Consider the following 19,972-nt stretch of genomic DNA (forward strand, 5'->3'; position numbering starts at 1 on the left):
TCTCAGACCGGTTCGGGAAGCGCGGCCGTGATGATGATCTCGATCAGGTCGCCTTCGGGCATCACCGACTGGACGAAGGACCGCACCGGCCCGTGGCCATCGACCGCCCAGGATGCCCAGACCTCGTCGAAGGCAGGCTTGTTGTCGTGGTCGGTCACGATCACTTCGGCGCGGACCAGACGGTTGCGATCGACGCCGGCGCGGCGGAGGTGCTCGTCGAGCGCTGCGAGGGTCGCCCGCGTCTGCCCCACGAAGTCCAGGCTCTTGTCGGCGGAGGTCGCGACGGCCCAGAGGAGGCCACCGCCGCCGGGAAAACGGTAGATGGCGACGGAAGACTTGCTCGGAAGCGCGGCATTGGGGACGCGCGAGAGATCCTGCGGAGGCATGCGGGCCAATTCCTCGGGTGGCGGTGATGGTGTCGGAGACAATGTCCCGTCCCTTGCAAGCGCCGTTCCCGACGCTAAGCGCCGCCCCGCTCGCTCGCTAGTCCGCCGGCGCGTTCCGGATCGCCTCGGCCTGGGCGTAGAAGCGCTTCTCCCACTCCTTCTGCTTGTCCACGCCCTCGCGGATGAAGGGGGTGAAGACCGCGATGTTGAGGAGCAGCCAGTTGATCAGGTTCGCCGGGAAGCGCAGCGGTTTGACGAAGTCGACGAACAGGACCACGCGCGTCTTGTCCGTGTGGTTCCACGCCTCGTGCTCGTAGGCGTCGTCGAACAGCAGGACCTTGCCTTCCTCCCAGTTGCAGACAACGTCCGCCACCCGGATGCCCAGCTTCTCGCGCGGCTCCGGGACGATCAGGCCAAGATGGAGGCGCAGGACGCCGTTATACGGGCCGCGGTGCGGCGGAAGGTGCTTACCGGGCTCGAAAATCGAGAACATCGCGGTTTTCAGGCCCGGGATCTTCTGGACGATCCGCCAGGTCTCGGGGCACTGCCGGATCGCATGATCCGACTTGAGCCCGTAGCCGCAGATCATGAAGGTCTTCCAGTGATTGTCCTTCGTGATCGTCTTCACGTCCGAGGAAATGTCCGAGAAGCTTGGCAACTCGTCCTGGCGGACGAGCACGCGGTCGAGTTCGGCCCGGATCAGCGGCCACTCCCGCTCGATCTCCGCCGACCAGGGAAAGGCCGCGTTCTCGTAGACGGGCAGGTTCTCGACCTTCGAAAAGCGGAGGTTGAGACGCTCCGCCCATTGGACCACGGCCATCAGGCCGCGCACGACCATGCCCGGGCGTTCGAGGGCCGCGATGCCCTCGGTTCCGAATTCCTGTCGCGCACCACCGGCCGCGGCCGTGCCGTCGATCTGTCGCATTCCAGCGTCGGTCATCAGGCTCCACCTATAGACACGCTATCCGTCGGCCCGCTAGATCGGGCTTCCCTTCCGAAGATGCTCGTCACCGCAGTGTCACATAGTGCACGGCACCGTCGCGACGAAAGAGGGACGGCCATCAAATGAGCAACGAATCCCGGATGTTCGACGTCATTGTGGCGGGCGGCGGACCGATCGGCCTCGCATTCGCCTGTTCCTTGTCGCGGCTGGCGGCGGCTTCGGACCTGAAGATCGGCCTCGTCGAGCGGCAATCCGAAGACGCGCTGCGGCGACCGGCCTTCGACGGCCGGGAAATCGCGGTGACCCACCGTTCGCAGATGCTGCTGCGCGAACTCGGTGCCTGGGAGCGCCTGCCGGCGGAGGATATCCAGCCGCTGCGCGAGGCGCGCGTCAGGAATGGCACCGGCGAACGGCCGCTGCGATTCGATCCGCCCGGCGAGGGTGGCGGCGTACTCGGGCACCTCGTCCCGAACCACCGGATCCGCGAGGCGATCTTCGCCGAGACCGCGGCGGCGGATCGCCTCGAACTGATGACCGGGGCGGCGGTCGATTCGGTCCGCGACGAACCCGATGCCACCGTGGTGTCGCTTCAGGACGGTCGCAGCTTGCGCACACGCCTGCTCGTGGCGGCCGATTCGCGCTTCTCGCGGATCCGCACCATGCGCGGCATCGGTGCGGCGACCCGCAGCTTCGGCAAGACGATGATGGTCTGCCGCGTCGCCCACGACGAGGACCACGAGCAGACCGCGGTCGAATGGTTCGGCTACGGCCAGACGATGGCGATGCTGCCGCTGCGCGGCCGGATGTCGTCCGCCGTCGTCACCTTGCCCCCGGCGGAGATCGAGGCGCTGATGGCGATGGACGAGGAGGCGTTCGGCGATGCTCTGACCCGCCGCTATGACGGCAGGCTCGGCCGCATGCGGCTGGCGAGCACCCGGCACGTCTATCCGTTGACGTCGGTCTATGCCGACCGGTTCGTGAGCCGGCGCTTCGCGCTGCTCGGCGACGCGGCCGTCGGCATGCATCCGGTGACCGCGCACGGCTTCAACCTCGGGCTTCAGGGCCAGCACCTGCTGGCGACGGCGCTCGCCGGCGCGTTGGCACGCGGCGCGGGCGTCGCGGATCCCGGGGCCCTGCTGCACTATGAGCGCGAGCATCGGCGCGCCACGCGGCCCCTGTATCTCGCGACCAACACGACCGCGATGCTCTACACGAACGACTCCCGCCCGGCGCGGATGCTGCGCGACGCCGCGCTGTTCTGCGGCGGCCTGCCGCCCATCCGGCGCACGATCGTCGCACATCTGATGGAACGCGACCGCAGCGGACCGCCGGATCACACGGCGAGCGCGGCGCGGTAGACCTCCGCGTCGACGTTGCCGCCGGATCCGACCACCGCGATCGTCCGGCCGCGGACGGGCAATTTGCCGCTGAGCACGGCGGCGAGCGCTACGGCGCCGCCCGGCTCCAGCACGAGCTTGAGGTGCCGGAAGGCCGCCGCCATCGCCTGCTGCGCCTCGCGGTCGGAGACCACCAGGGATCCCGCGAGCAGCCGCTGGTTGACGGCGAAGGTGATGGCCCCCGGCTGAGGCGCCAACAATGCGTCGGCGAGCGACGGCTTGCCGATCTGGATCGCGACGGGTTTGCCCGCAGCGAAGGACAGGGCATGGTCGTCATAGCCTTCCGGCTCCGTGGTCCAGACCTCCGCCTCGGGCCGCTCCGCCTTGACCGCGAGTGCTACGCCACCGACTAGGCCGCCGCCGCTCGCCGGCGCAAGCACGGCGTCGACCGTCGCCCCCAGGTCCGCCGCCTGCTCCATCAGTTCCAGCCCGACCGTGCCCTGCCCGGCCATCACGTCCGGATCGTCGTAGGGGTGAACGAACGCGAGCCCCTCCTTATCCGCCAACGCCTGTGCAATGGCCGCCCTGTCGTCCTTCAGGCGATTGTAGAGGACGATCCGGGCGCCATAGGCCCGGGTATTCGCGATCTTCATCGCCGGCGCGTCCTCCGGCATCACGATGGTCGCCCTCACCCCGAGTGCCTGGGCCGCAGCCGCGACGCCCTGGGCATGATTGCCCGACGAGAACGCGACGACACCGCAATCCCTGGCGGCATCCGGGAGGCGGCTGATGGCGTTGAACGCGCCGCGGAACTTGAACGACCCCGTCCGCTGCAGGCACTCGGCCTTCACCAGCAGCCGGCAGCCCAGTTCCTCGTTCAGCAGCCGCGCTTCGAGCAACGGCGTGCGGATCGCATGGCCGCGCAGCAGCGAGGCGGCGGCGCGGACGTCCTCGACCGTCGGAATGCGTTCGGATGGGCTCACGAATCGCGATGCCCGAGCAGCGGCGGCAGATCGCTCAGGCTCGTGATCGTCACATTGGCCTGGTGGGGCAGGTTCTCGACGGGCGCACCCGTGCGGTTGATCCAGGCGACCTGGAAGCCGAACGCGGCGGCGCCGGCGGCATCCCAGCCGTTCGCGGTGACGAAGCAGACATGGGCGGCGTCCACCTCGAGCTTCTCCGCGGCCAGCAGGTACACGCTCGGATGCGGCTTGTAGGAGGCCCGCTCCTCGACCGAGATCACATGGTCCAGGCTGCGCGTCATCTCGGAACGGTTGACGACCGCCGTTAGCATCGTCTCCGAACCGTTTGAAAGAATGGCCGTTTTCTTGCCTGCTGCCTTCACCTGCTCGAGCATCGGCTTGGCATCGGGATAGGCGTCGAGATTCAGGTAGGTCTGCATCAGATCGGCACGAAGCACCGGATCGGTCAGCCCCAGCACCGCCATCGCATGATCGAGCGCGTCGCCGGTCACGCGCCAGAAATCGGCGTGGCGGCCCATCAGCGTGCGCAGCCATGAATATTCCAGCTGCTTGCGGCGCCACAGCGCCGACAGTTCGTCGGCCTTCGGCCCGATCTTCTCGCGCCGGCGCGCCATCGGCGCCTGGATGTCGAACAGTGTTCCGTATGCGTCGAAGACGCAGGCCTCGATGTCTGTGAAGCGGAAGTCGCTCATGGAGCTTCCCTCTCTTCGCTGCGGCGGCATTTCCTGTCGCGCAAGCTAGCCGCGGCGGGGACGCGCGCCAACCATTGTCTGGCGCCGACGTCTGGCGCGCGTGTGCCGAGGGCGTTTCGGACCGGCCGTCTTTGACATCGCGCCGCTTCGTGACTATCTGCCCGTCGTCCGCTCACATCCCCCGAGCCCTCAATGGCCGAACTGAACGGCGCCGTTTCGCGCCGGCGTACTTTCGCGATCATCGCGCATCCGGATGCGGGCAAGACGACCCTGACCGAGAAGCTGCTGCTGTTCGGCGGCGCGATCCAGATGGCCGGCGCCGTCAAGGCGCGCGGCGAGCAACGACGCGCGCATTCTGACTGGATGAAGGTCGAGCGCGAGCGCGGAATCTCCGTCACCTCCTCCGTGATGACGTTCGACTACCGCGGCTGCACCTTCAACCTCCTCGACACCCCCGGTCACGAGGACTTCAGCGAGGACACCTACCGCACGCTCACTGCCGTCGACTCGGCCGTGATGGTGATCGACGGTGCCAAGGGCATCGAGGAACAGACCCGCAAGCTGTTCGAGGTATGCCGCCTCCGCGACGTACCGATCACGACCTTCGTCAACAAGTTCGACCGCGAGAGCCGCGAGCCGTTCGATCTCATCGACGAGGTCGAGCAGGGATTGGCTCTCGACGCGACACCGGCGTCGTGGCCGATCGGCATGGGCCGGGATTTCCTCGGCTGCTACGACCTGTTCCACGACAAGCTGGTGCTGCTGGCGCGCAGCAAGGGCGGCATGCCCGACACCGGCGAGACCTGCGAGGGCCTCGACGACCCCAAGCTCGACCGGCTCCTGCCGGCGCATGCGGTGGCGAAGCTGCGCGAAGACGTCGAGATGGCGCGCGGCCTGTGCCATCCCTTCTCGCTCGAGGCCTACCGCGGCGGCCATATGACGCCCGTCTTCTTCGGCTCCGCGGTCAACAATTTCGGCGTTCGCGAGTTGCTCGACGGCCTGGTCGACATGGCACCGCCGCCCCGGACACAGCCGGCCACTCCCCGCCCCGTACAGCCCGACGAGACCAAGGTCAGCGGCTTCGTGTTCAAGATCCAGGCGAACATGGATCCGAAGCATCGCGACCGGATCGCCTTCGTCCGCCTCTGTTCGGGGCAGTTCAAGCGTGGCATGAAGTTGGTCCAGACGCGAACTGGCAAGGCAATAAATCTCTCCAACCCATTGCTTTTCCTTGCACAAGACCGCGAGCGCGCCGAGGAGGCCTGGGCCGGCGACATCATCGGCGTGCCCAATCACGGCCAGCTGCGCATCGGCGATTCGCTGACCGAGGGCGAAGCGATCCGCTTCACCGGCATCCCGAGCTTCGCACCGGAATATCTCCAGCGGGTGCGTCCGGACGATCCCCTGAAGGCCAAGCACCTGCAGCGTGCCCTGGAGCAGCTGGCCGAAGAGGGCGTGGCGCGCGTCTTCCGACCGCTGATCGATTCGGCCTGGATCGTCGGCGTGGTCGGCGCGCTCCAGTTCGACGTGCTGGCGGACCGCGTGCGGACGGAGTACGGCATCCCGGTCCACTTCGAGCCGGCGCCGATCCACACCGCGCGGTGGCTGGAAGCGGACCCGCGCGAGGTGAAGAAATTCATGGACGCCAACCGCGGCGCCTATGCCGAGGACCATGATGGCGCGCCTGTCTTCCTCGCCCGGAACGCCTGGCACCTGAACCACACCGCGGAGACCTGGCCCGCGGTGAAGTTCCTGAAGACCCGCGAGCAGAGCGAGTAGCCGGGCCGGCCGCCGGAAACGCGTTGCATCCGCCCGGCCGGCCGCTAGGTTCTTGCCCCAGTACTTAGCTTTACCGCTGCGATGGCCGAGACATGACCGACACCCTCCCCGACCGGCTCTGCAACAATCCGAAGAGCCCCTATCACGACGCCGAATTGCTGGAGCGCGGCGTCGGCATCCGCTTCAACGGCGCCGAGAAGACGAACGTCGAGGAATACTGCATCAGCGAGGGCTGGATCCGCGTGGCGGCGGGCAAGGCGCGCGACCGCGCCGGCAACCCGATGACGATCAAGCTCAACGGCAAGGTGGAACCGTACCTGCGCGATCCCGAGCCGGCCTGAACGAATCGCATGCGGATGTGACGCCGCGCACCGTTCGTCCGCACGCGCGCACCTATGTACCGGCCGCCGGCGGCAGCGGCCTCGGCAGTCCAATCTTCTGCGGATGAGACCGTGCGCAAGATCCTGACCGTCGATACCCCCCGCATCCTGCTGGGCCTGCTGTTTCTCGTCGGCGCCATCGAAGGCTTCACCTTCATCTTCACCGGTAACCATCTGATTCACCCGCCGACCTCGCCCGCGGGCGAGGCGTTCGAGCTGGCGCTGCAGCAGTCCGGCTTCGTCTGGCCGCTGGTGAAGACGGTTCATCTGGTCGGCGCGCTCTGCCTGCTCTCCAATCGCGCACCGGCTTTCGGTCTGGCGATCCTGCTGCCGGCGATCACGGTGATCGCGCTGTTCCATTTCGTGCTGAATCCGGGCGGCATACCGATGGCCCTCGCCATGCTCGTCCTGACGGGCCTGTTGCTCGTCGCGTATCGCGACCGCTACCGGCCGCTGTTCGGACGCGGCGCAGCGGGTCGCTTCGCGTAGCATGCGTCCACGCCGGCACCGGCTCGACCAGGCTGCCCTGCAGGAAAGGATCCCGCCATGACCACCGATCGGCGCAGGGCGAAACAAGGTGGGCCGGCGTCGGAACCGCTGCCCTTCGAGCGCATCGCCCTTCTGCTCCAGGGCGGCGGTGCGCTCGGCGCCTTCCAGGCGGGCGTATATGACGGACTGGCCCAGGCCGGGATCGAGCCCGACTGGGTCGCCGGAATATCGATCGGCGCGATCAACGCCGCCATCATCGCCGGCAATCCACCCGGCGAGCGCGTCGCCAAGCTGCGGTCGTTCTGGGACGGCGTGACGGGGCGCGCCTGGTGGGAGGCTGGCGGACACCGCAACCCGCTGCTGCCCCGGGGGGACGTGGCACGGACGCTGATGAACCAGGCGAGCGCCGGAATGGCACTCGCGACCGGAGCGAAGGGCTTCTTCGCGCCGCGCGTACCCTCCCCCTGGCTCGCCCCGGCGGGGACCGAGGCCGCGACCAGCTACTACGACACCGCACCGCTCCGCGGCACGCTCGAGTCCCTCATCGACTTCGACCGGATCAACGCGGGCGCCATGCGCCTGAGCGTCGGGGCGGTCAACGTCCGCTCGGGCAACTTCGTCTACTTCGACACCGAGACGCACACGATCGGGCCGGAACACATCATGGCCAGCGGCGCGCTGCCGCCGGGCTTCCCGGCGGTCGAGATCGACGGCGAACACTACTGGGACGGCGGCATCGTCTCGAACACGCCGCTCGACTGGGTGCTCGACAGCGAGCCGCAGCGCGACACCCTGGCCTTCCAGGTCGACCTCTGGAGCGCCCGCGGCGAGATACCGCGCAATATCACCGAAGTGTCGACCCGGCAGAAGGAGATCCAGTACTCCAGCCGGACGCGCGCCAGCACGAACCGCTTCAAGCGGATCCAGCGCATGCGCTGCGCGCTGTCGAGCCTGCTCGACAAGCTGCCCGACGCATTGAAGGACAGTCCCGAGGCCCGTCTGCTGGCGCCGGCCGCGAGCCACAAGACCTTCAACCTCATCCACCTGATCTACCGCTCGCAGAGCTACGAGGGCGATTCGAAGGACTACGAGTTCTCCAAGCTGAGCATGGAAGACCATTGGAAGGCGGGCTACACCGACACGGTGCGCACCCTGCGCCATCCCGAGGCGCTCACCCCGCCGAAGGACCTTGGCGGCGTCGTCACCTTCGACCTGCACACCCAGGGTCGCGACTAGCGGCCGCTTCGCAGATGCACAATATCCAGAAGACAGGCCCGCGAGGCCGGGCGTAGTCTGCGCCACCGCTCCTCAGGAACCGGAGAGCCAATCGTGCGGATCAAGGACAAGGTCGCCGTCGTCACTGGCGCCGCCAGCGGCATCGGCAAGGAGATCGCCCGTACCTTCGTCCGCGAGGGTGCCAAGGTCGTCATCGCCGACCTGAACAAGGACGGCGCGGTCGCGACCGCCGCCGAACTGGGCGGCGACGCTGTCGCGCGCGGCGTGGCCATGGACGTGACGAACGAGGCCCAGGTCGATGCCGGCATCGACGAGGCCGCGGCCGCGTTCGGCGGCATCGACATCCTGGTCAGCAATGCAGGCATCCAGATCGTCTCGCCGATCGAGGAGTTCGACTACGCCAAGTGGAAGCTGCTGCTGGCGATCCACCTGGACGGCGCCTTCCTCACGACGCGCGCCGCACTGCGCCACATGTACGCCCAGGGCCGCGGCGGCAGCGTCATCTACATGGGATCGGTCCACTCCAAGGAGGCGTCCGTCCTGAAGGCCCCCTACGTCACCGCCAAGCACGGCCTGATCGGCCTCGCCAAGGTCGTGGCCAAGGAAGGTGCAAAGCACGGCGTCCGCGCCAACGTCATCTGCCCCGGCTTCGTCCGCACGCCGCTGGTCGACAAGCAGATCCCCGAGCAGGCCAAAGAACTCGGCATCTCCAAAGAGGACGTCATCAAGAAGGTCATGCTGAAGGAAACGGTCGACGGCGAGTTCACCACCGTCCAGGACGTCGCCGAGGCCGCCCTCTTCTTCGCCGGCTTCGAGTCGAACGCCCTGACCGGCCAGTCGCTGGTCGTCAGCCACGGCTGGTTCATGCAGTAGGCGGGGCGGCCGAGGCCGCCCCCCTTACCAGGCCGGATCGATCGGCGTGTCCAGTCCGTGGCGCGCCTCGATCACCTCGGCCGCGTCGAGGATGAGGTCTTCCCGGAAGCGCGGCCCGATCAGGTGGACGCCGAGCGGCAGGCCCTCGACCGATCCGACCGGGACCACCGCCGCCGGCATTCCGATCAGCGGCACCGCCGTCTGCACCCGCTGCGCCGTCATCGTCCGATCCATGCTCTCCGCGCTGTCGGTGTCGAAGCCGATGGCGAAGGGCGGCTCGGTGCTGACGGGCGTCAGGACGATGGGGTAGCGGTCGAGGAACAGCGTCCAGTCGCGGACATGCCTGCTGCGCTCCGCCAAGGCCTTCATATAGCCTTCGAGGTCGAGCGGCGGCTCCGACCCCGTCATGAAGCCGACCGAGCGTCTGGCGCCTTCGTCGCCCAGGTCCTGGATCGTCTGCCACTGCAGCATGCGGATGTCGGTCGCGACGAGCCGCCGCCAGAGCGCCGCCGCTTCGCCGATCGACGGCGGCTCCACCGCTTCCACCGCATAGCCAGCGTCGGCCAGCGCCTCGCCCGCGATCTTCACCGCTTCGGCAACCGCGGGATGAACGCCGAGCCCGGAGGGATCCGCGCAGAGGGCGACCCTGATCGGACGGGCCGCCGGCGGCCCGTCCATCGGCGCCGGCACGAACCAGGGATCGCGCGCATCCCGGCGCGCCATGGCGGCCAGCCCGATCCGCACGTCGCGCACCTTGCGCGCCAGCGGCCCCTGCACCGACATCAACTGCGCCGTCATCGGGCGCTCGCCCTGGACCGTCGGATTGTAGGCCGGCACGCGGCCGAAGCTCGGCCGGATTCCCGCCAGGCCACAGCAATAGGCAGGATAACGGACCGACCCGCCATAGTCGTTGCCGTGCGCCAGCGGACCGATGCCGGCCGCGGCTGCCGCCGCCGCGCCGCCGCTCGACCCGCCCGGCGTATGGCCGCGCGACCAGGGATTGAAGGTCCTGCCGCGCAGGTCGTTGTCCGTGTCCCAGCGCAGGCTGAAGGCGGGAGCATTGGTCCGGCCCAGGATGACGGCGCCCGCCGCCTTCCAGTTGGCCACCGGCGCACTGTCCGTGTCGGCGATCAGGTCCTTGTAGGCTACGACGCCGTTGGCGGTCGCACAGCCGGCCTGATCGACATTCTCCTTCATCGTGACCGGGACGCCGTGCAGCGGGCCCAGCACGTCGCCGCGCTTCACGGCGGCATCCGCGGCATCGGCGGCGGCGAGCGCCTGCTCGGGCATCGGCACCGTCACCGCGTTCAGCTTGCCGTTCACCGCCTCCATGCGGGCGAGACACGCCTCGGTAGCCTCACGACTGGAGATGCGGCGCGTGCGGATGCCCTGCGCCAGATCGACGGCGTCCCAGCGCCAGAGTGCGTCGCCCATGCCTTCCCCCGCTCGAATGAGCGGGAATGCTGACGCACACCGGCGGGCATGTCCACGAAAACGCCCGGGACCCGCGCCATATTCGCGTACCGGCGGCCCTTCGGCGCGTGCTAGCGCCCGCGCGTCGCGAGGGCGGCTTCCAGCTTCCGCACGGCGGTCTTTTCCAGCATCCACGCCGGACTGTGGACCGAGCCGACGATGCAGACCTCGATAAGCGTCGCCGGGTCGCACGCCGAAACCTTCACCGCGCTGCCGAGGCGAAGAAACTCGATGATATAGTCCTTGTCCTGGTCGGGCGACCGCATGCCGCTTTTCCTTGGCTGCGACCGGTGTTCCCTGCCGGTCGGCACCGCTATATAAGCCCGCAGCTTTCGGCGGGATTAACGACCGCCCAACGACGGAGACCGAGATGTCCAGCGCGACGGCCGCAAAGGCAGACACCAGCAGCCCCGCCCAGAAGGCCAAGCTGGCCCCGTTCACCTGGGAGGATCCGTTTCTGCTCTCCGAGCAGCTGACCGAGGACGAGCGGATCGTTCAGGACAGCGCCCGCCGCTACTGCCAGGAGAACCTCTTCCCCGGCGTGCTGATGGCCCACCGGAACGAGACGTTCGACCGGAAGACCTTCCTGGAGCTGGGAGCAAACGGCTTCCTCGGCATCGGCATCGAGGGCTATGGCTGCCCCGGCGGCAGCCATGTGATGTATGGCCTGATCGCCCGCGAGGTCGAGCGCGTCGACAGCGCCTATCGCTCGGCGATGAGCGTCCAGTCCAGCCTCGTGATGTTCCCGATCTACAGCTACGGCTCGGAAGAACAGCGCGAGAAGTATCTGCCGAAGCTGGCGTCCGGCGAATGGGTCGGCTGCTTCGGCCTGACCGAGCCCGACAGCGGGTCGGACGCGGGCGGGATGAAGACACGCGCCACCAAGGTCGACGGCGGCTGGCGCCTGAACGGCGCCAAGATGTGGATTACCTCCTCGCCGATCGCCGACGTCGCGGTGGTCTGGGCAAAGACCGAGGACGACACGATCCGCGGCTTCATCGTCGAGCGCGGCTATGAGGGCTTCAAGACGCCGAAGATCGAGGGCAAGTTCTCGCTGCGCGCCTCGCCGACCGGCGAGATCGTGCTGGAGAACGTCTTCGTTCCCGACGAGAACCTCCTGCCCAACGTGCGCGGCCTCGGCGGCCCGTTCGGCTGCCTCAACAAGGCGCGCTACGGCATCGCCTGGGGTGCCATGGGTGCGGCGGAGTTCTGCTGGCACGCCGCCCGCCAGTACACGCTCGACCGCAAGGCCTTCGGCCGCCCGCTCGCCGCGACGCAGCTGATCCAGAAGAAGCTGGCCGACATGCAGACCGAGATCGCGCTGGGCTTCCAGGCGGCGCTGCGCGTCGGCCGGATGCTCGACGAGCACATCGCCGCCCCGGAGGCGATCTCGCTGATCAAGCGCAACAATTGTGGCAAGGCGCTCGATATCGCGCGCGCCGCCCGCGACATGCACGGCGGCAACGGCGTGGCGGACGAATACCACGTCATCCGTCACGTGATTAACCTGGAGGCCGTGAACACCTACGAGGGCACGCACGACGTGCACGCCCTGATCCTGGGCCGCGCCCAGACGGGCATCCAGGCGTTCGGCTGATCCTTCGATCGATGCGGGCCGGCCTTCGCGCCGGCCCGCTGTCGCTCAGAGCAGGCCCCAGAACATCCGCGCTGCGGTGAGCAGCAGGAACAACGCGAAGAGCCGACGCAGCACGATCGGCGATGCGGCATGCGCCAGCCTCGCCCCCCAGGGTGCCGCCGCGGTACTCAGCGGCGTGATGAGCACCACGCCCAGAATGCTCACGAAGCCGATGCTCAGTTCCGGCAAGGCCTCGTCGCCCCAGCCCGACAGCATGAAGCCGAACGTCGCCGGCACGGCGATGATGAAGCCGATCGCCGCCGCGGTCCCGACCGCCTTGTGCACCGGATAGCCGCAGGCGCTCATGAACGGCACGCCCAGGGTGCCACCGCCGATACCCATCATCGCCGACACCGCACCCATGGCCGCGCCCGAAGCGGCCTTGCCCGCGCCCCGCGGCAGCCCGTCGCGCAGGCGGAAGTCGGGCTTCGTCGTCGCCATGAAGATCGACACGAACAGCGCGACGCAGGCGAAGACCGCGATCAGCACCGCGCTGCGCACATAGCCGGCGACGGCGGTTCCGGCGAGCGTGCCCAGCAGGATCCAGATCCACCACGACTTCAGCAGGTCCCAGTCGACCGCGCCGCGCCGGTTGTGTGCCCTGGTAGAGATCGCCGAGGTGGCGACGATGGTGGTCAGCGAAGTGCCCACCGCCAGATGCATGCGGATCGACGGGTCCACGTCGATCAGCGCGAACATCTGGAACAGCACCGGCACGATGACGATGCCGCCACCGACGCCGAGCAGTCCGGCGAGGATACCGGCGACGACGCCGGTCATCGCCAGGATCGCGGCGAGTTCGAGGAGCGTGATCAGGTCGGGCATAGACGGCACCGGAGCGGCGGGGAACAATCGCGGAGCAGCATGAGGTTACTGACACACTAGCAATGAAGGGGCCATGTTCGTCTCCGGACGATGAGGCCGCCGCGGCGACCTGCTATCCTTCATCACCGGCATGTGGAGGTACCGCCATGACCGATCCGACGTCATCACTGGTGCTCGACTTGGTGGAATGGGTCGCGGCACGCCCGCGGACCTATGCCGAGGTCATGGAGGCGTGGCGAACGTCCTGCCCGCGCCTCACGGTCTGGGAGGACGCTCTCGACGGCGGGCTGCTTATCCGTACCGCCCTTCCCGGCGCGCCTCCCGGCGTGGCGGTCACGCGGGCCGGCTTCGACGCGCTCGCACGCGCGGGCCGGTCGCCGCTCGCGCCCGCACGGCGGCCGATGTCCCGGGCCGCCGCCTCAGCGTAGCCCCAACCCCCGGGCGATGATGCCGCGCAGGACCTCCCGCGTGCCGCCCTGGATCGTCAGCTTCGGCGCGATCAGCGTGTTGAACGCCATCGTCTCGGCGTAGCCGCTGGCATTCGCCGAGGTCGCGGCGTCGCTCGGCGCCAGCAGAAGCCGTGCCTTGCGGGGAAGCGCCTGCTCCCAGTTCGTCCCCAGGTCCTTGACCACCGCCGCCTCGACCGACGGCGCCTGCCCCGCCTGAAGCATCCCGGCGACCGAGACGGACATGCGCCGCAGCGTCTTCAGGTGCGCGATCTCGCGCCCGATGCCTTCGGCAACGCGGTCGGACGGCGCCGCGCCGACCGCGCGGACCAGTTCGGTCAACACCGGCAGGGTCTCCAGGATGCGGTCCGGCCCGCTCCGCTCGTAGGCGAGTTCGTCGGTGGCCTGCTTCCACGCCATGTCCTTCTCGCCGATCAGATGGCTGTCGGGCACGAAGACGTCGTCGAAGACGACCTCGTTGAAATCGGCATGGCCGGTGATGTTGCGGATCGGCTGGACCTTGATCCCCGGCGTCGTCATGTCGACGAGGAACTGGGAAAGCCCGTGCCGCCGATTCTCGCTCGTCGACGGCGACGTGCGGAAGAGGCCGATCATCCAGTTCGCGTTGTGCGCGCCGGACGTCCAGATCTTGCGGCCGTTGATCAGCCAGCCGCCGTCCGTCTTCGTCGCCCTGGTCGACGCGGCGAAGACGTCCGAGCCGGAGTTTGGCTCCGACAGGCCGATGCAGAAATACGCCTCGCCGCTCAGGATCTTCGGGATGACCTTCCGCTTGGCCTCCTCCGTCCCGTATTTCAGGATGACGGGGCCGCTCTGCCGGTCGGCGACCCAATGGCCGCTGACCGGCGCACGGTGCGCCAGCATCTCCTCGATCATCACATAGCGCTCGAGGTGGCTGCGCCCGCCGCCGCCATGCGCCTTCGGCCATGTCATGCCGATCCAGCCGCGCGCACCGACCCGGCGGCTGAATTCCGGCGAATAGGACGATTTGCGTTCGGCACCGGACGTGAAGGTGCCGCGGTCGATCTCCTCGCGCAGGAACTGGCGTACCTCGGCGCGCAGCGCCTGCGCTTCGGGCGGCAGGGTGATCGGGTCGAACTTGAAGCTGTAGGACATGGCGGCCCCTCCCTCAGGCGGCCGCTTTCGCGGCTCCCGTCTTGGCGGCGGCCTTGATCATGTCGGCGCCCTTTTCGCCGATCATGATCGCCGCCGCGTTCGTGTTGCCGGAAACGAGCGTCGGCATGATCGATGCGTCGACGACGCGCAGGCCGTCGATGCCGTGCACGCGCAACTGGTCGTCGACGACCGCCATCGGGTCGCTGCCCATCTTGCAGGTACCGATCGGGTGATAGACCGTCTGGCCGTTGATCCGTGCCCAGTCCAGCCAGTCGGCGTCGCTCTGGCATGCGGGGCCAGGGTTCATCTCGAAGGCGCGATACTTGTCCATGCGCGGATTCTCGATGATCCGGCGCGCGATCTTCATGCCGGCGATGAGGCAGTCCCGGTCGCCCTGTTCGGCCAGGAAGTTCGGCCGGATGGCCGGTGCTGCGAGCGGATCCGCCGACTTGATGTGGATGCTGCCCTTCGATTCGGGCCGGAGCTGACAGACCGCGACGGTCATGCCCGGCTCGCGATCCAGCTTCCGGTCGGCCGCCGTCGCGTAGCTGGCATGGGCGAAGTGGTACTGGATGTCAGGGCTGGCGAGTTCCGGCCGCGTCTTCACGAAGCCGTACACGATGCCGGCGGTGAAGGTCAGGATACCGCGGCCGGTGGTGTAGTATTTCACCAGTTCCTTCAGGAAGTTCACGCCGCGCGTCTGCTCGTTCAGCGTGATCGGCAGCTTCACGCGCCAGTTCATCCGGGTCGCGTAGTGATCGCGATAGTTCTCGCCCACGCCGGGCAGCGCGTGCCGGACCTCGATGCCCAGCCCCTTGAGGCGCTCCGGCTGCCCGATCCCCGACAGTTCGAGAATCTGCGGCGACTGCACCGCGCCCGCGGCCAGCACGACCTCGCCGGCGCAGCGGGCCTCCCGCCTGGCGCCGTTCTGCACATAGGCCACGCCGACACAGCGTTTGCCGTCGAACAGCAGGCCCGTCGCCTGGGCGTTCGTCTCGACACGCAGGTTGGGGCGGCTGCGCGCCGGCTCCAGGAACGCCTTCGCAGTGGACCAGCGCTTGCCGTCTTTCTGGGTGCACTGATAGTAGCCGAAGCCTTCCTGGTCGCCGTTGTTGTAGTCCGGATTGCGCTTCCACCCTTCGCCTTCGCCGGCGTCGATGAAGGCGTCCAGCAGTTCGTGGCGCTCGTACATCTCCACCACGTTCAGCGGACCGCTCTTGCCGCGCGTGTCGTCGCTCTGCCCCTCGTAATGCTCGGACTTGCGGAAGTAGGGCAGCACCGATTCCCAGGACCAGCCGCGGTTGCCCAGCTGCGACCAGGTGTCGTAGTCGAGCGACTGGCCGCGCACGTAGAGCATGCCGTTGATCGAACTCGACCCGCCCAGCGTCTTGCCGCGCGGGATGGGGATAGACCGGCCCTTCACATTGTCCTCGGGCTCGGTGGCGAAGCACCAGTTGTAGCCCTTGTGGTTCAGCAGCTTGGAGAAGCCGACCGGCACGTGGATCCACATGCTGTCGTCCTTGCCGCCGGCTTCGAGCAGGAGGACCCGCATGGACGGATCCTCGCTGAGGCGCGCGGCGAGCACGCAGCCGGCCGAGCCGGCGCCGACGACGATATAGTCATAGGTGGAGGACTGGTCGGCCATCTTGGAACTCCCACAGCAGGCAGGCGCCTTGGTGCACCTTTGCGCGGAAGCATAGACCGGAAGATCGGCGGAGTGGGAGAGGCCCCGAGCGGTTGCTCCCCCCCCCACTACTCCAGTTCGGCGCTACTCCAGCTCGATGGGTACGCCCGGCTGTTCCTTCGCCGTGCGGATGACCGGAAATGTCGTCACGCGCACCACGCCGGCGGAGGAGGTCAGCTTCGTCGTGATCTGGTTCTCGTGCGCCGTGCTGTGCGCGACCAGCTTCAGCAGGAAGTCGCCGCCGCCGCGCACCATGTGGCATTCTCGGACCTCCGGCCATTCCTCGACCATCGCCTCGAACGAGGACAGCCGCTCCATCGACTGGCTGTCTAGGCCGACGATGGCGAAGAACACAGCCTCGAACCCCAGCTTCTCCGGGTCGAGGTCGGCGTGGTAGCCGCGGATATATCCCGCCTCCTCCAGCGCCCGCACCCGGCGCAGGCAGGGCGGCGCCGAGATCCCGGCATTGGCGGCCAGGTCGACGTTGGTCATGCGCCCGTCCGCCTGCAGGTCGTGCAGGATCCGCCGGTCGATCCGGTCCAGCTTGACGCGCGCCATTGATCCTGTCCCCTCTCCCCGATTTTGTAAGGATATTACACGAATCGGTCCGCCATGCATGGCGAACCTGACGCGAACGGCCCTACCGACTCGCCGGATCCGCGGATAGCATCGGCGCCGGATCGATCAGCGAGGAGATGCGGATGAACGGATGTGCGTTGATGCGGAGGATCATGGGCGACAGCCTGATGACGGCGACGGCGGGCTTGGCCCTCATCCTCGGGACCGTCTCGCTGATCGGCGGAACCCTGGCCTGGCTCATCTACTGAAGGCCCGGCGCCCGAATCAAAAGCCCCGGCGCTCTGTCCGAGCACCGGGGCTTTTGATCATGGTGCGGTCGAGAAGACTCGAATCGCGGTGGAGAAGGTGACATGACGGCAACTAGTTGATTTTACTGCATTATTTTTCCGACTAAAATCCTATTGGCACTGGTGTGTGCACTGTCCTGTGCACTGGTGTTCCACCCTAAATCTACGCGACTAGACCCGACTCGGCGTCGGGATAGCCGGCTTGACGGGCCAGTGTGTCGGGCTGATTCGGAAACTGCCTCGGGTCCGCCAGCAGCGCCGCGAACTCGGCTTCGGTCAACCAGTCCGGCACGACTTGCGCCTTGCGCAGGTAGGAGAAGACGACCGAGAGGGGAAGGACGCCATCCTTGTGCATCAGCGCGATTGCGCGTAGCTCGCGGGCTCCGATGCCGGACGGGTCGCTAAGGTCGGCGTTGAGGTCGGCGCGGATCGTGGCGGCGGCTTCGGCGGGAATGTCCTGCCAGATGGCCCAATGACGTAGCAGGTCGGTAAGGCCGGACTCGGTCGCGGTGACGACACCGAGAAGTAGGCTTTGCTCATTCCGGTCTTGCAGCTTGGCTTGCTGGTCGGACTGCCCCGACGACATGCCGGAGCCGCCTAGAAGACGCCCGCCAAGCGCGGCTATCTGATCCTCTTTGGTCCTGAGGGCGGATTCGAGGTTGCCCAGCCCCTGGCCCGAATATTCGAGGATGCCCGGCTTAGAGGCGCCCGCGGGCACCTCCCAAACGGTGGACGGCCCGACGTAATAGTCGCCGCCTGTCTCACTGCTTCCTGCCGTAACCGGCGCATAATAGACCGGTAAGGCCGTGTAGAAGCGCCCGTGTTCTAGCTGCGCATAGGAGCGATAGTGACTTAGGTTCACCTCTACAATATCGAGGATGGGCGGCTTCTCTACGTCCGGATTGTTCGATGTGGCGCCGAAGAACCGGAATAGGATTTGGTTGAACGGCTTGCCGCGGTTCACCGGTCGCACGATCTCGTCGGGATCGTTGGCGAGATTGGGCGGGGTGTCACCGTCGCCTCGATACAGGTGGGACTCGTACACCATGGCGTCGGTTTCCGCGTCATAGACAAGCCGAAGGCACCGGTAGTCCGTGATGTAGGTGCGCCGGCTGCCCGGCTCACGCGGGAGTCCGCGTTGTTCGGCGAGGACCACCTCGGTAAGCTGTACGCGGCCGTCAACAAGGTCGGTCGTCCAATCGAGGATCTGTTCGGCCTTGTAGAGGGCGAGATAGGGGGCCGTCTCGCCGCTTGCGCCCATGTCCAATAGGACCCCGGCGCGCCCAACGGACAGTAGTTCACGCACAAGGATCTTGGTGAGTGTCGCGAAGGATTGGTTGTCCTTGGTGATCTTCCGGGCGCGTTTCGCCAGCTTCTCAGGTAGGTCGCGAGTGACGGGCTCGCGTCGGAAGGTGGACCCGAGGAGGCCGTTGACCGTTCGATCAACCATGTTAAAGTAGACGGCGCTATTTAAGTACTGATTGTACTCAGTATTCGATTGATCATGACTTATCTTCTGTAAATATTCAGTCGTTTTTTATTTTACTGCCTTCTCGCCTTCCATCGCGTCGCGGATGATGCGCCACTCTGGATACCAGTTGGTGAAGTCGGGATGCAAGTCAATGAAGAGACCGAGCACGTTGGCTTGATTTTTGTAATGTGTGTGAGGAGCGTACATACTAGGCGGCCTGCTTCTGATTCATTTTAATGATGGTCTCCGCGACTTGCTTTGCTGACTCGCCCGCGAAGAACAGCGTTGGTCCGATTACGATTTGCTTCGGCGTCTTCGCGTAAAGCAGGAAGCGCTGCCACTGCCTGTAATTGAAACCCAGAATATTTCGGACAGTCCGTCCGAGTACCATTTTCGTTTCGGCCATAATGTATATTCCACATCAAGTGACTAATTATGAATGTATAGCATACAATGCACTGAAATGCAAGATTTACACCAATAAACGGACCGCATAAGGGGACAATGATCTTGTTTCACTGGTTGTGATAGTGCTTTATTTTTGCGCGAAAACTAAAGCAATTCTATTCTCGGTCATTTGATGGTCCAAGCATGCTTAGAATTGCACGTGGCAGGCAGTGGGTGTAGCTGAATCCATCGGAGGGGGTACCCCTGCCTTGGGCCCCTGCCCAGTCGATTCTTCGCTATATGTTGTGCCTGAAGGGCGGTAAGGCCGCTATATGCAGGCGCATGGCGCCGCTAACGCGGCGTTCGCCGTCACGCCTTCGGGCTGGTCGCGGTCACGCCTTCGGGTTGGTCGCGCTCGTCATCGTCGCGCTGGTCGCTCGCCTTCGCCGATGCGTGGTCTCGTCGTCGTCGTGGTGGGCTCGTCGGCGCGTGGAAGGTGGCGCGTAGGGCGCTAGGGGCGGGCTGCGGTGGACTTTGGCGCGTGAGCCCATGGGAGGGGGCTGGCGGGCGCGTCAGCGCCTTCTAGGGGCTGCCTAGGCCGATGCACAGATAGGCCACGAAGAAGGCCAGCGCGGCGCGTAAAGCGAGGTGGATCACTTGCCGAGCATCCGATAGACGGAAGCGCGGCCGATGCCCATGGCGCGGGCGATCTCAGTGCCGCCCATGCCCTCAGCGTGCATCGCCTTGACCTTCTCAGCGTCGATTGACGGGGGACGGCCCTTGTAGACGCCAGCGGCCTTCGCCTTGGCGATGCCCTCTAGCTGGCGTTCCTTGCGGATGTTGGTCTCGAACTCGGCTGTGTTTCGGCGTGCAAGTTTGACCCCCTTGGCGGGGGTATCGGCGTTCAAAAATGACCCCCTGCTGGTGACGTTGATCAGACTGCCCACCGGCC

Annotated in this window: 22 protein-coding genes; 9 read left to right on the forward strand and 13 right to left on the reverse strand. The window is 66.7% G+C overall.

Features of this window, described 5'->3' with window-relative positions:
* Positions 1–2: 2 nt before the first annotated feature.
* Positions 3–386 (reverse strand): Rid family hydrolase, encoded by a 384-nt coding sequence (locus ABIE65_RS15455; protein ID WP_354078845.1) that lies wholly within the window; start codon positions 384–386, stop codon positions 3–5.
* A gap of 97 nt (positions 387–483) precedes the next feature.
* Positions 484–1,326, reverse strand: a complete 843-nt coding sequence (olsC, locus tag ABIE65_RS15460) for an ornithine lipid ester-linked acyl 2-hydroxylase OlsC (RefSeq protein WP_354078847.1) — start codon at positions 1,324–1,326, stop codon at positions 484–486.
* 125 nt (positions 1,327–1,451) lie between these two features.
* On the opposite strand from olsC, the gene ubiM reads away from it, so the two are divergent.
* Positions 1,452–2,687 carry a 5-demethoxyubiquinol-8 5-hydroxylase UbiM gene (gene ubiM, locus ABIE65_RS15465; RefSeq protein ID WP_354078848.1) on the forward strand — a complete coding sequence of 412 codons (1,236 nt, stop codon included), beginning with the start codon at positions 1,452–1,454 and terminating at the stop codon, positions 2,685–2,687.
* Here ubiM and ABIE65_RS15470 read toward each other — a convergent pair.
* Both ABIE65_RS15470 and ABIE65_RS15475 read right to left on the reverse strand, forming a co-directional pair.
* Entirely contained in the window at positions 2,663–3,649 is a 987-nt protein-coding gene (locus ABIE65_RS15470; protein WP_354078849.1) for a threonine ammonia-lyase, read from the reverse strand. The two genes, ubiM and ABIE65_RS15470, sit on opposite strands and share 25 nt — an antisense overlap.
* Positions 3,646–4,371 carry a haloacid dehalogenase type II gene (locus ABIE65_RS15475; RefSeq protein WP_354078851.1) on the reverse strand — a complete coding sequence of 242 codons (726 nt, stop codon included), beginning with the start codon at positions 4,369–4,371 and terminating at the stop codon, positions 3,646–3,648. Before ABIE65_RS15475 ends, ABIE65_RS15470 begins: the two co-directional genes overlap by 4 nt.
* 162 nt (positions 4,372–4,533) lie before the next feature.
* Here ABIE65_RS15475 and ABIE65_RS15480 point away from each other — a divergent pair, with 162 nt between their 5' ends.
* The 5 genes from ABIE65_RS15480 (at position 4,534) to ABIE65_RS15500 (ending at position 9,098) form a co-directional block, all read left to right on the forward strand.
* Positions 4,534–6,120, forward strand: coding sequence for a peptide chain release factor 3 (locus ABIE65_RS15480; RefSeq protein WP_354078852.1), 1,587 nt, complete (start codon positions 4,534–4,536; stop codon positions 6,118–6,120).
* 92 nt (positions 6,121–6,212) lie between these two features.
* Positions 6,213–6,461 (forward strand): DUF3297 family protein, encoded by a 249-nt coding sequence (locus ABIE65_RS15485; protein WP_354078854.1) that lies wholly within the window; start codon positions 6,213–6,215, stop codon positions 6,459–6,461.
* Between the two features lie 111 nt (positions 6,462–6,572).
* Entirely contained in the window at positions 6,573–6,989 is a 417-nt protein-coding gene (locus ABIE65_RS15490) for a hypothetical protein (RefSeq protein WP_354078855.1), read from the forward strand.
* A gap of 57 nt (positions 6,990–7,046) precedes the next feature.
* Positions 7,047–8,225, forward strand: coding sequence for a DUF3734 domain-containing protein (locus ABIE65_RS15495; protein WP_354078857.1), 1,179 nt, complete (start codon positions 7,047–7,049; stop codon positions 8,223–8,225).
* Positions 8,226–8,318: 93 nt separating this feature from the next.
* Positions 8,319–9,098 carry a 3-hydroxybutyrate dehydrogenase gene (locus ABIE65_RS15500; RefSeq protein WP_354078859.1) on the forward strand — a complete coding sequence of 260 codons (780 nt, stop codon included), beginning with the start codon at positions 8,319–8,321 and terminating at the stop codon, positions 9,096–9,098.
* Between the two features lie 24 nt (positions 9,099–9,122).
* Here ABIE65_RS15500 and ABIE65_RS15505 read toward each other — a convergent pair whose 3' ends face one another.
* On the reverse strand, positions 9,123–10,532 hold the full coding sequence (locus ABIE65_RS15505) for an amidase family protein (RefSeq protein ID WP_354078860.1): 1,410 nt from the start codon (positions 10,530–10,532) through the stop codon (positions 9,123–9,125).
* Between the two features lie 110 nt (positions 10,533–10,642).
* Complete coding sequence (locus tag ABIE65_RS15510) at positions 10,643–10,837, reverse strand: DUF6898 family protein (protein WP_354078862.1); 195 nt, start codon at positions 10,835–10,837, stop codon at positions 10,643–10,645.
* Between the two features lie 104 nt (positions 10,838–10,941).
* Here ABIE65_RS15510 and ABIE65_RS15515 point away from each other — a divergent pair, with 104 nt between their 5' ends.
* Positions 10,942–12,168: an acyl-CoA dehydrogenase gene (locus ABIE65_RS15515; protein WP_354078863.1), complete on the forward strand. Its 1,227-nt coding sequence runs from the start codon at positions 10,942–10,944 to the stop codon at positions 12,166–12,168.
* Positions 12,169–12,213: 45 nt separating this feature from the next.
* On the opposite strand, the gene ABIE65_RS15520 is transcribed toward ABIE65_RS15515, so the two are convergent.
* The gene (locus ABIE65_RS15520; RefSeq protein ID WP_354078864.1) at positions 12,214–13,032 is read right to left on the reverse strand and encodes a sulfite exporter TauE/SafE family protein; all 819 of its coding nucleotides are present in this window, start codon (positions 13,030–13,032) and stop codon (positions 12,214–12,216) included.
* Between the two features lie 146 nt (positions 13,033–13,178).
* Here ABIE65_RS15520 and ABIE65_RS15525 point away from each other — a divergent pair, with 146 nt between their 5' ends.
* Positions 13,179–13,460, forward strand: coding sequence for a hypothetical protein (locus ABIE65_RS15525; protein WP_354078865.1), 282 nt, complete (start codon positions 13,179–13,181; stop codon positions 13,458–13,460).
* On the opposite strand, the gene ABIE65_RS15530 is transcribed toward ABIE65_RS15525, so the two are convergent.
* From ABIE65_RS15530 to ABIE65_RS15540, 3 genes are all read right to left on the reverse strand, one after another.
* Positions 13,452–14,612, reverse strand: a complete 1,161-nt coding sequence (locus ABIE65_RS15530) for an acyl-CoA dehydrogenase family protein (RefSeq protein ID WP_354078866.1) — start codon at positions 14,610–14,612, stop codon at positions 13,452–13,454. The genes ABIE65_RS15525 and ABIE65_RS15530 overlap by 9 nt on opposite strands.
* 13 nt (positions 14,613–14,625) lie before the next feature.
* Positions 14,626–16,257: a GMC family oxidoreductase gene (locus ABIE65_RS15535; RefSeq protein WP_354078868.1), complete on the reverse strand. Its 1,632-nt coding sequence runs from the start codon at positions 16,255–16,257 to the stop codon at positions 14,626–14,628.
* Between the two features lie 123 nt (positions 16,258–16,380).
* The gene (locus ABIE65_RS15540; RefSeq protein WP_354078869.1) at positions 16,381–16,854 is read right to left on the reverse strand and encodes an Lrp/AsnC family transcriptional regulator; all 474 of its coding nucleotides are present in this window, start codon (positions 16,852–16,854) and stop codon (positions 16,381–16,383) included.
* A 143-nt stretch (positions 16,855–16,997) separates the two neighbouring features.
* On the opposite strand from ABIE65_RS15540, the gene ABIE65_RS15545 reads away from it, so the two are divergent.
* The gene (locus ABIE65_RS15545) at positions 16,998–17,123 is read left to right on the forward strand and encodes a hypothetical protein (protein WP_354078870.1); all 126 of its coding nucleotides are present in this window, start codon (positions 16,998–17,000) and stop codon (positions 17,121–17,123) included.
* Between the two features lie 202 nt (positions 17,124–17,325).
* Here ABIE65_RS15545 and ABIE65_RS15550 read toward each other — a convergent pair whose 3' ends face one another.
* The 3 genes from ABIE65_RS15550 to ABIE65_RS15560 form a co-directional block, all read right to left on the reverse strand.
* Entirely contained in the window at positions 17,326–18,612 is a 1,287-nt protein-coding gene (locus ABIE65_RS15550; protein WP_354078872.1) for a DUF4055 domain-containing protein, read from the reverse strand.
* Between the two features lie 229 nt (positions 18,613–18,841).
* Positions 18,842–19,039, reverse strand: coding sequence for a hypothetical protein (locus ABIE65_RS15555; RefSeq protein ID WP_354078873.1), 198 nt, complete (start codon positions 19,037–19,039; stop codon positions 18,842–18,844).
* Positions 19,040–19,673: 634 nt separating this feature from the next.
* The coding region (locus ABIE65_RS15560; protein ID WP_354078875.1) for a helix-turn-helix domain-containing protein at positions 19,674–19,972 on the reverse strand (299 nt) is incomplete at its 5' end.

Origin of the sequence: Constrictibacter sp. MBR-5 (assembly GCF_040549485.1) — a bacterium.
Classification (GTDB): Bacteria; Pseudomonadota; Alphaproteobacteria; order JAJUGE01; family JAJUGE01; genus Constrictibacter.

Bases quoted from the DNA above. Each gene is read 5' to 3' on its own strand.
- ABIE65_RS15550 (WP_354078872.1), bottom strand. From the start codon at position 18,612: ATGGTTGATCGAACGGTCAACGGCCTCCTCGGGTCCACCTTCCGACGC.
- ABIE65_RS15515 (WP_354078863.1), top strand. From the start codon at position 10,942: ATGTCCAGCGCGACGGCCGCAAAGGCAGACACCAGCAGCCCCGCCCAG.
- ABIE65_RS15535 (WP_354078868.1), bottom strand. From the start codon at position 16,257: ATGGCCGACCAGTCCTCCACCTATGACTATATCGTCGTCGGCGCCGGC.
- ABIE65_RS15480 (WP_354078852.1), top strand. From the start codon at position 4,534: ATGGCCGAACTGAACGGCGCCGTTTCGCGCCGGCGTACTTTCGCGATC.
- ABIE65_RS15505 (WP_354078860.1), bottom strand. From the start codon at position 10,532: ATGGGCGACGCACTCTGGCGCTGGGACGCCGTCGATCTGGCGCAGGGC.
- ABIE65_RS15475 (WP_354078851.1), bottom strand. From the start codon at position 4,371: ATGCCGCCGCAGCGAAGAGAGGGAAGCTCCATGAGCGACTTCCGCTTC.
- ABIE65_RS15540 (WP_354078869.1), bottom strand. From the start codon at position 16,854: ATGGCGCGCGTCAAGCTGGACCGGATCGACCGGCGGATCCTGCACGAC.
- ABIE65_RS15555 (WP_354078873.1), bottom strand. From the start codon at position 19,039: ATGGCCGAAACGAAAATGGTACTCGGACGGACTGTCCGAAATATTCTG.
- ABIE65_RS15510 (WP_354078862.1), bottom strand. From the start codon at position 10,837: ATGCGGTCGCCCGACCAGGACAAGGACTATATCATCGAGTTTCTTCGC.
- ABIE65_RS15455 (WP_354078845.1), bottom strand. From the start codon at position 386: ATGCCTCCGCAGGATCTCTCGCGCGTCCCCAATGCCGCGCTTCCGAGC.
- olsC (WP_354078847.1), bottom strand. From the start codon at position 1,326: ATGACCGACGCTGGAATGCGACAGATCGACGGCACGGCCGCGGCCGGT.
- ABIE65_RS15495 (WP_354078857.1), top strand. From the start codon at position 7,047: ATGACCACCGATCGGCGCAGGGCGAAACAAGGTGGGCCGGCGTCGGAA.
- ABIE65_RS15520 (WP_354078864.1), bottom strand. From the start codon at position 13,032: ATGCCCGACCTGATCACGCTCCTCGAACTCGCCGCGATCCTGGCGATG.
- ABIE65_RS15530 (WP_354078866.1), bottom strand. From the start codon at position 14,612: ATGTCCTACAGCTTCAAGTTCGACCCGATCACCCTGCCGCCCGAAGCG.
- ABIE65_RS15545 (WP_354078870.1), top strand. From the start codon at position 16,998: ATGAACGGATGTGCGTTGATGCGGAGGATCATGGGCGACAGCCTGATG.
- ubiM (WP_354078848.1), top strand. From the start codon at position 1,452: ATGAGCAACGAATCCCGGATGTTCGACGTCATTGTGGCGGGCGGCGGA.
- ABIE65_RS15485 (WP_354078854.1), top strand. From the start codon at position 6,213: ATGACCGACACCCTCCCCGACCGGCTCTGCAACAATCCGAAGAGCCCC.
- ABIE65_RS15525 (WP_354078865.1), top strand. From the start codon at position 13,179: ATGACCGATCCGACGTCATCACTGGTGCTCGACTTGGTGGAATGGGTC.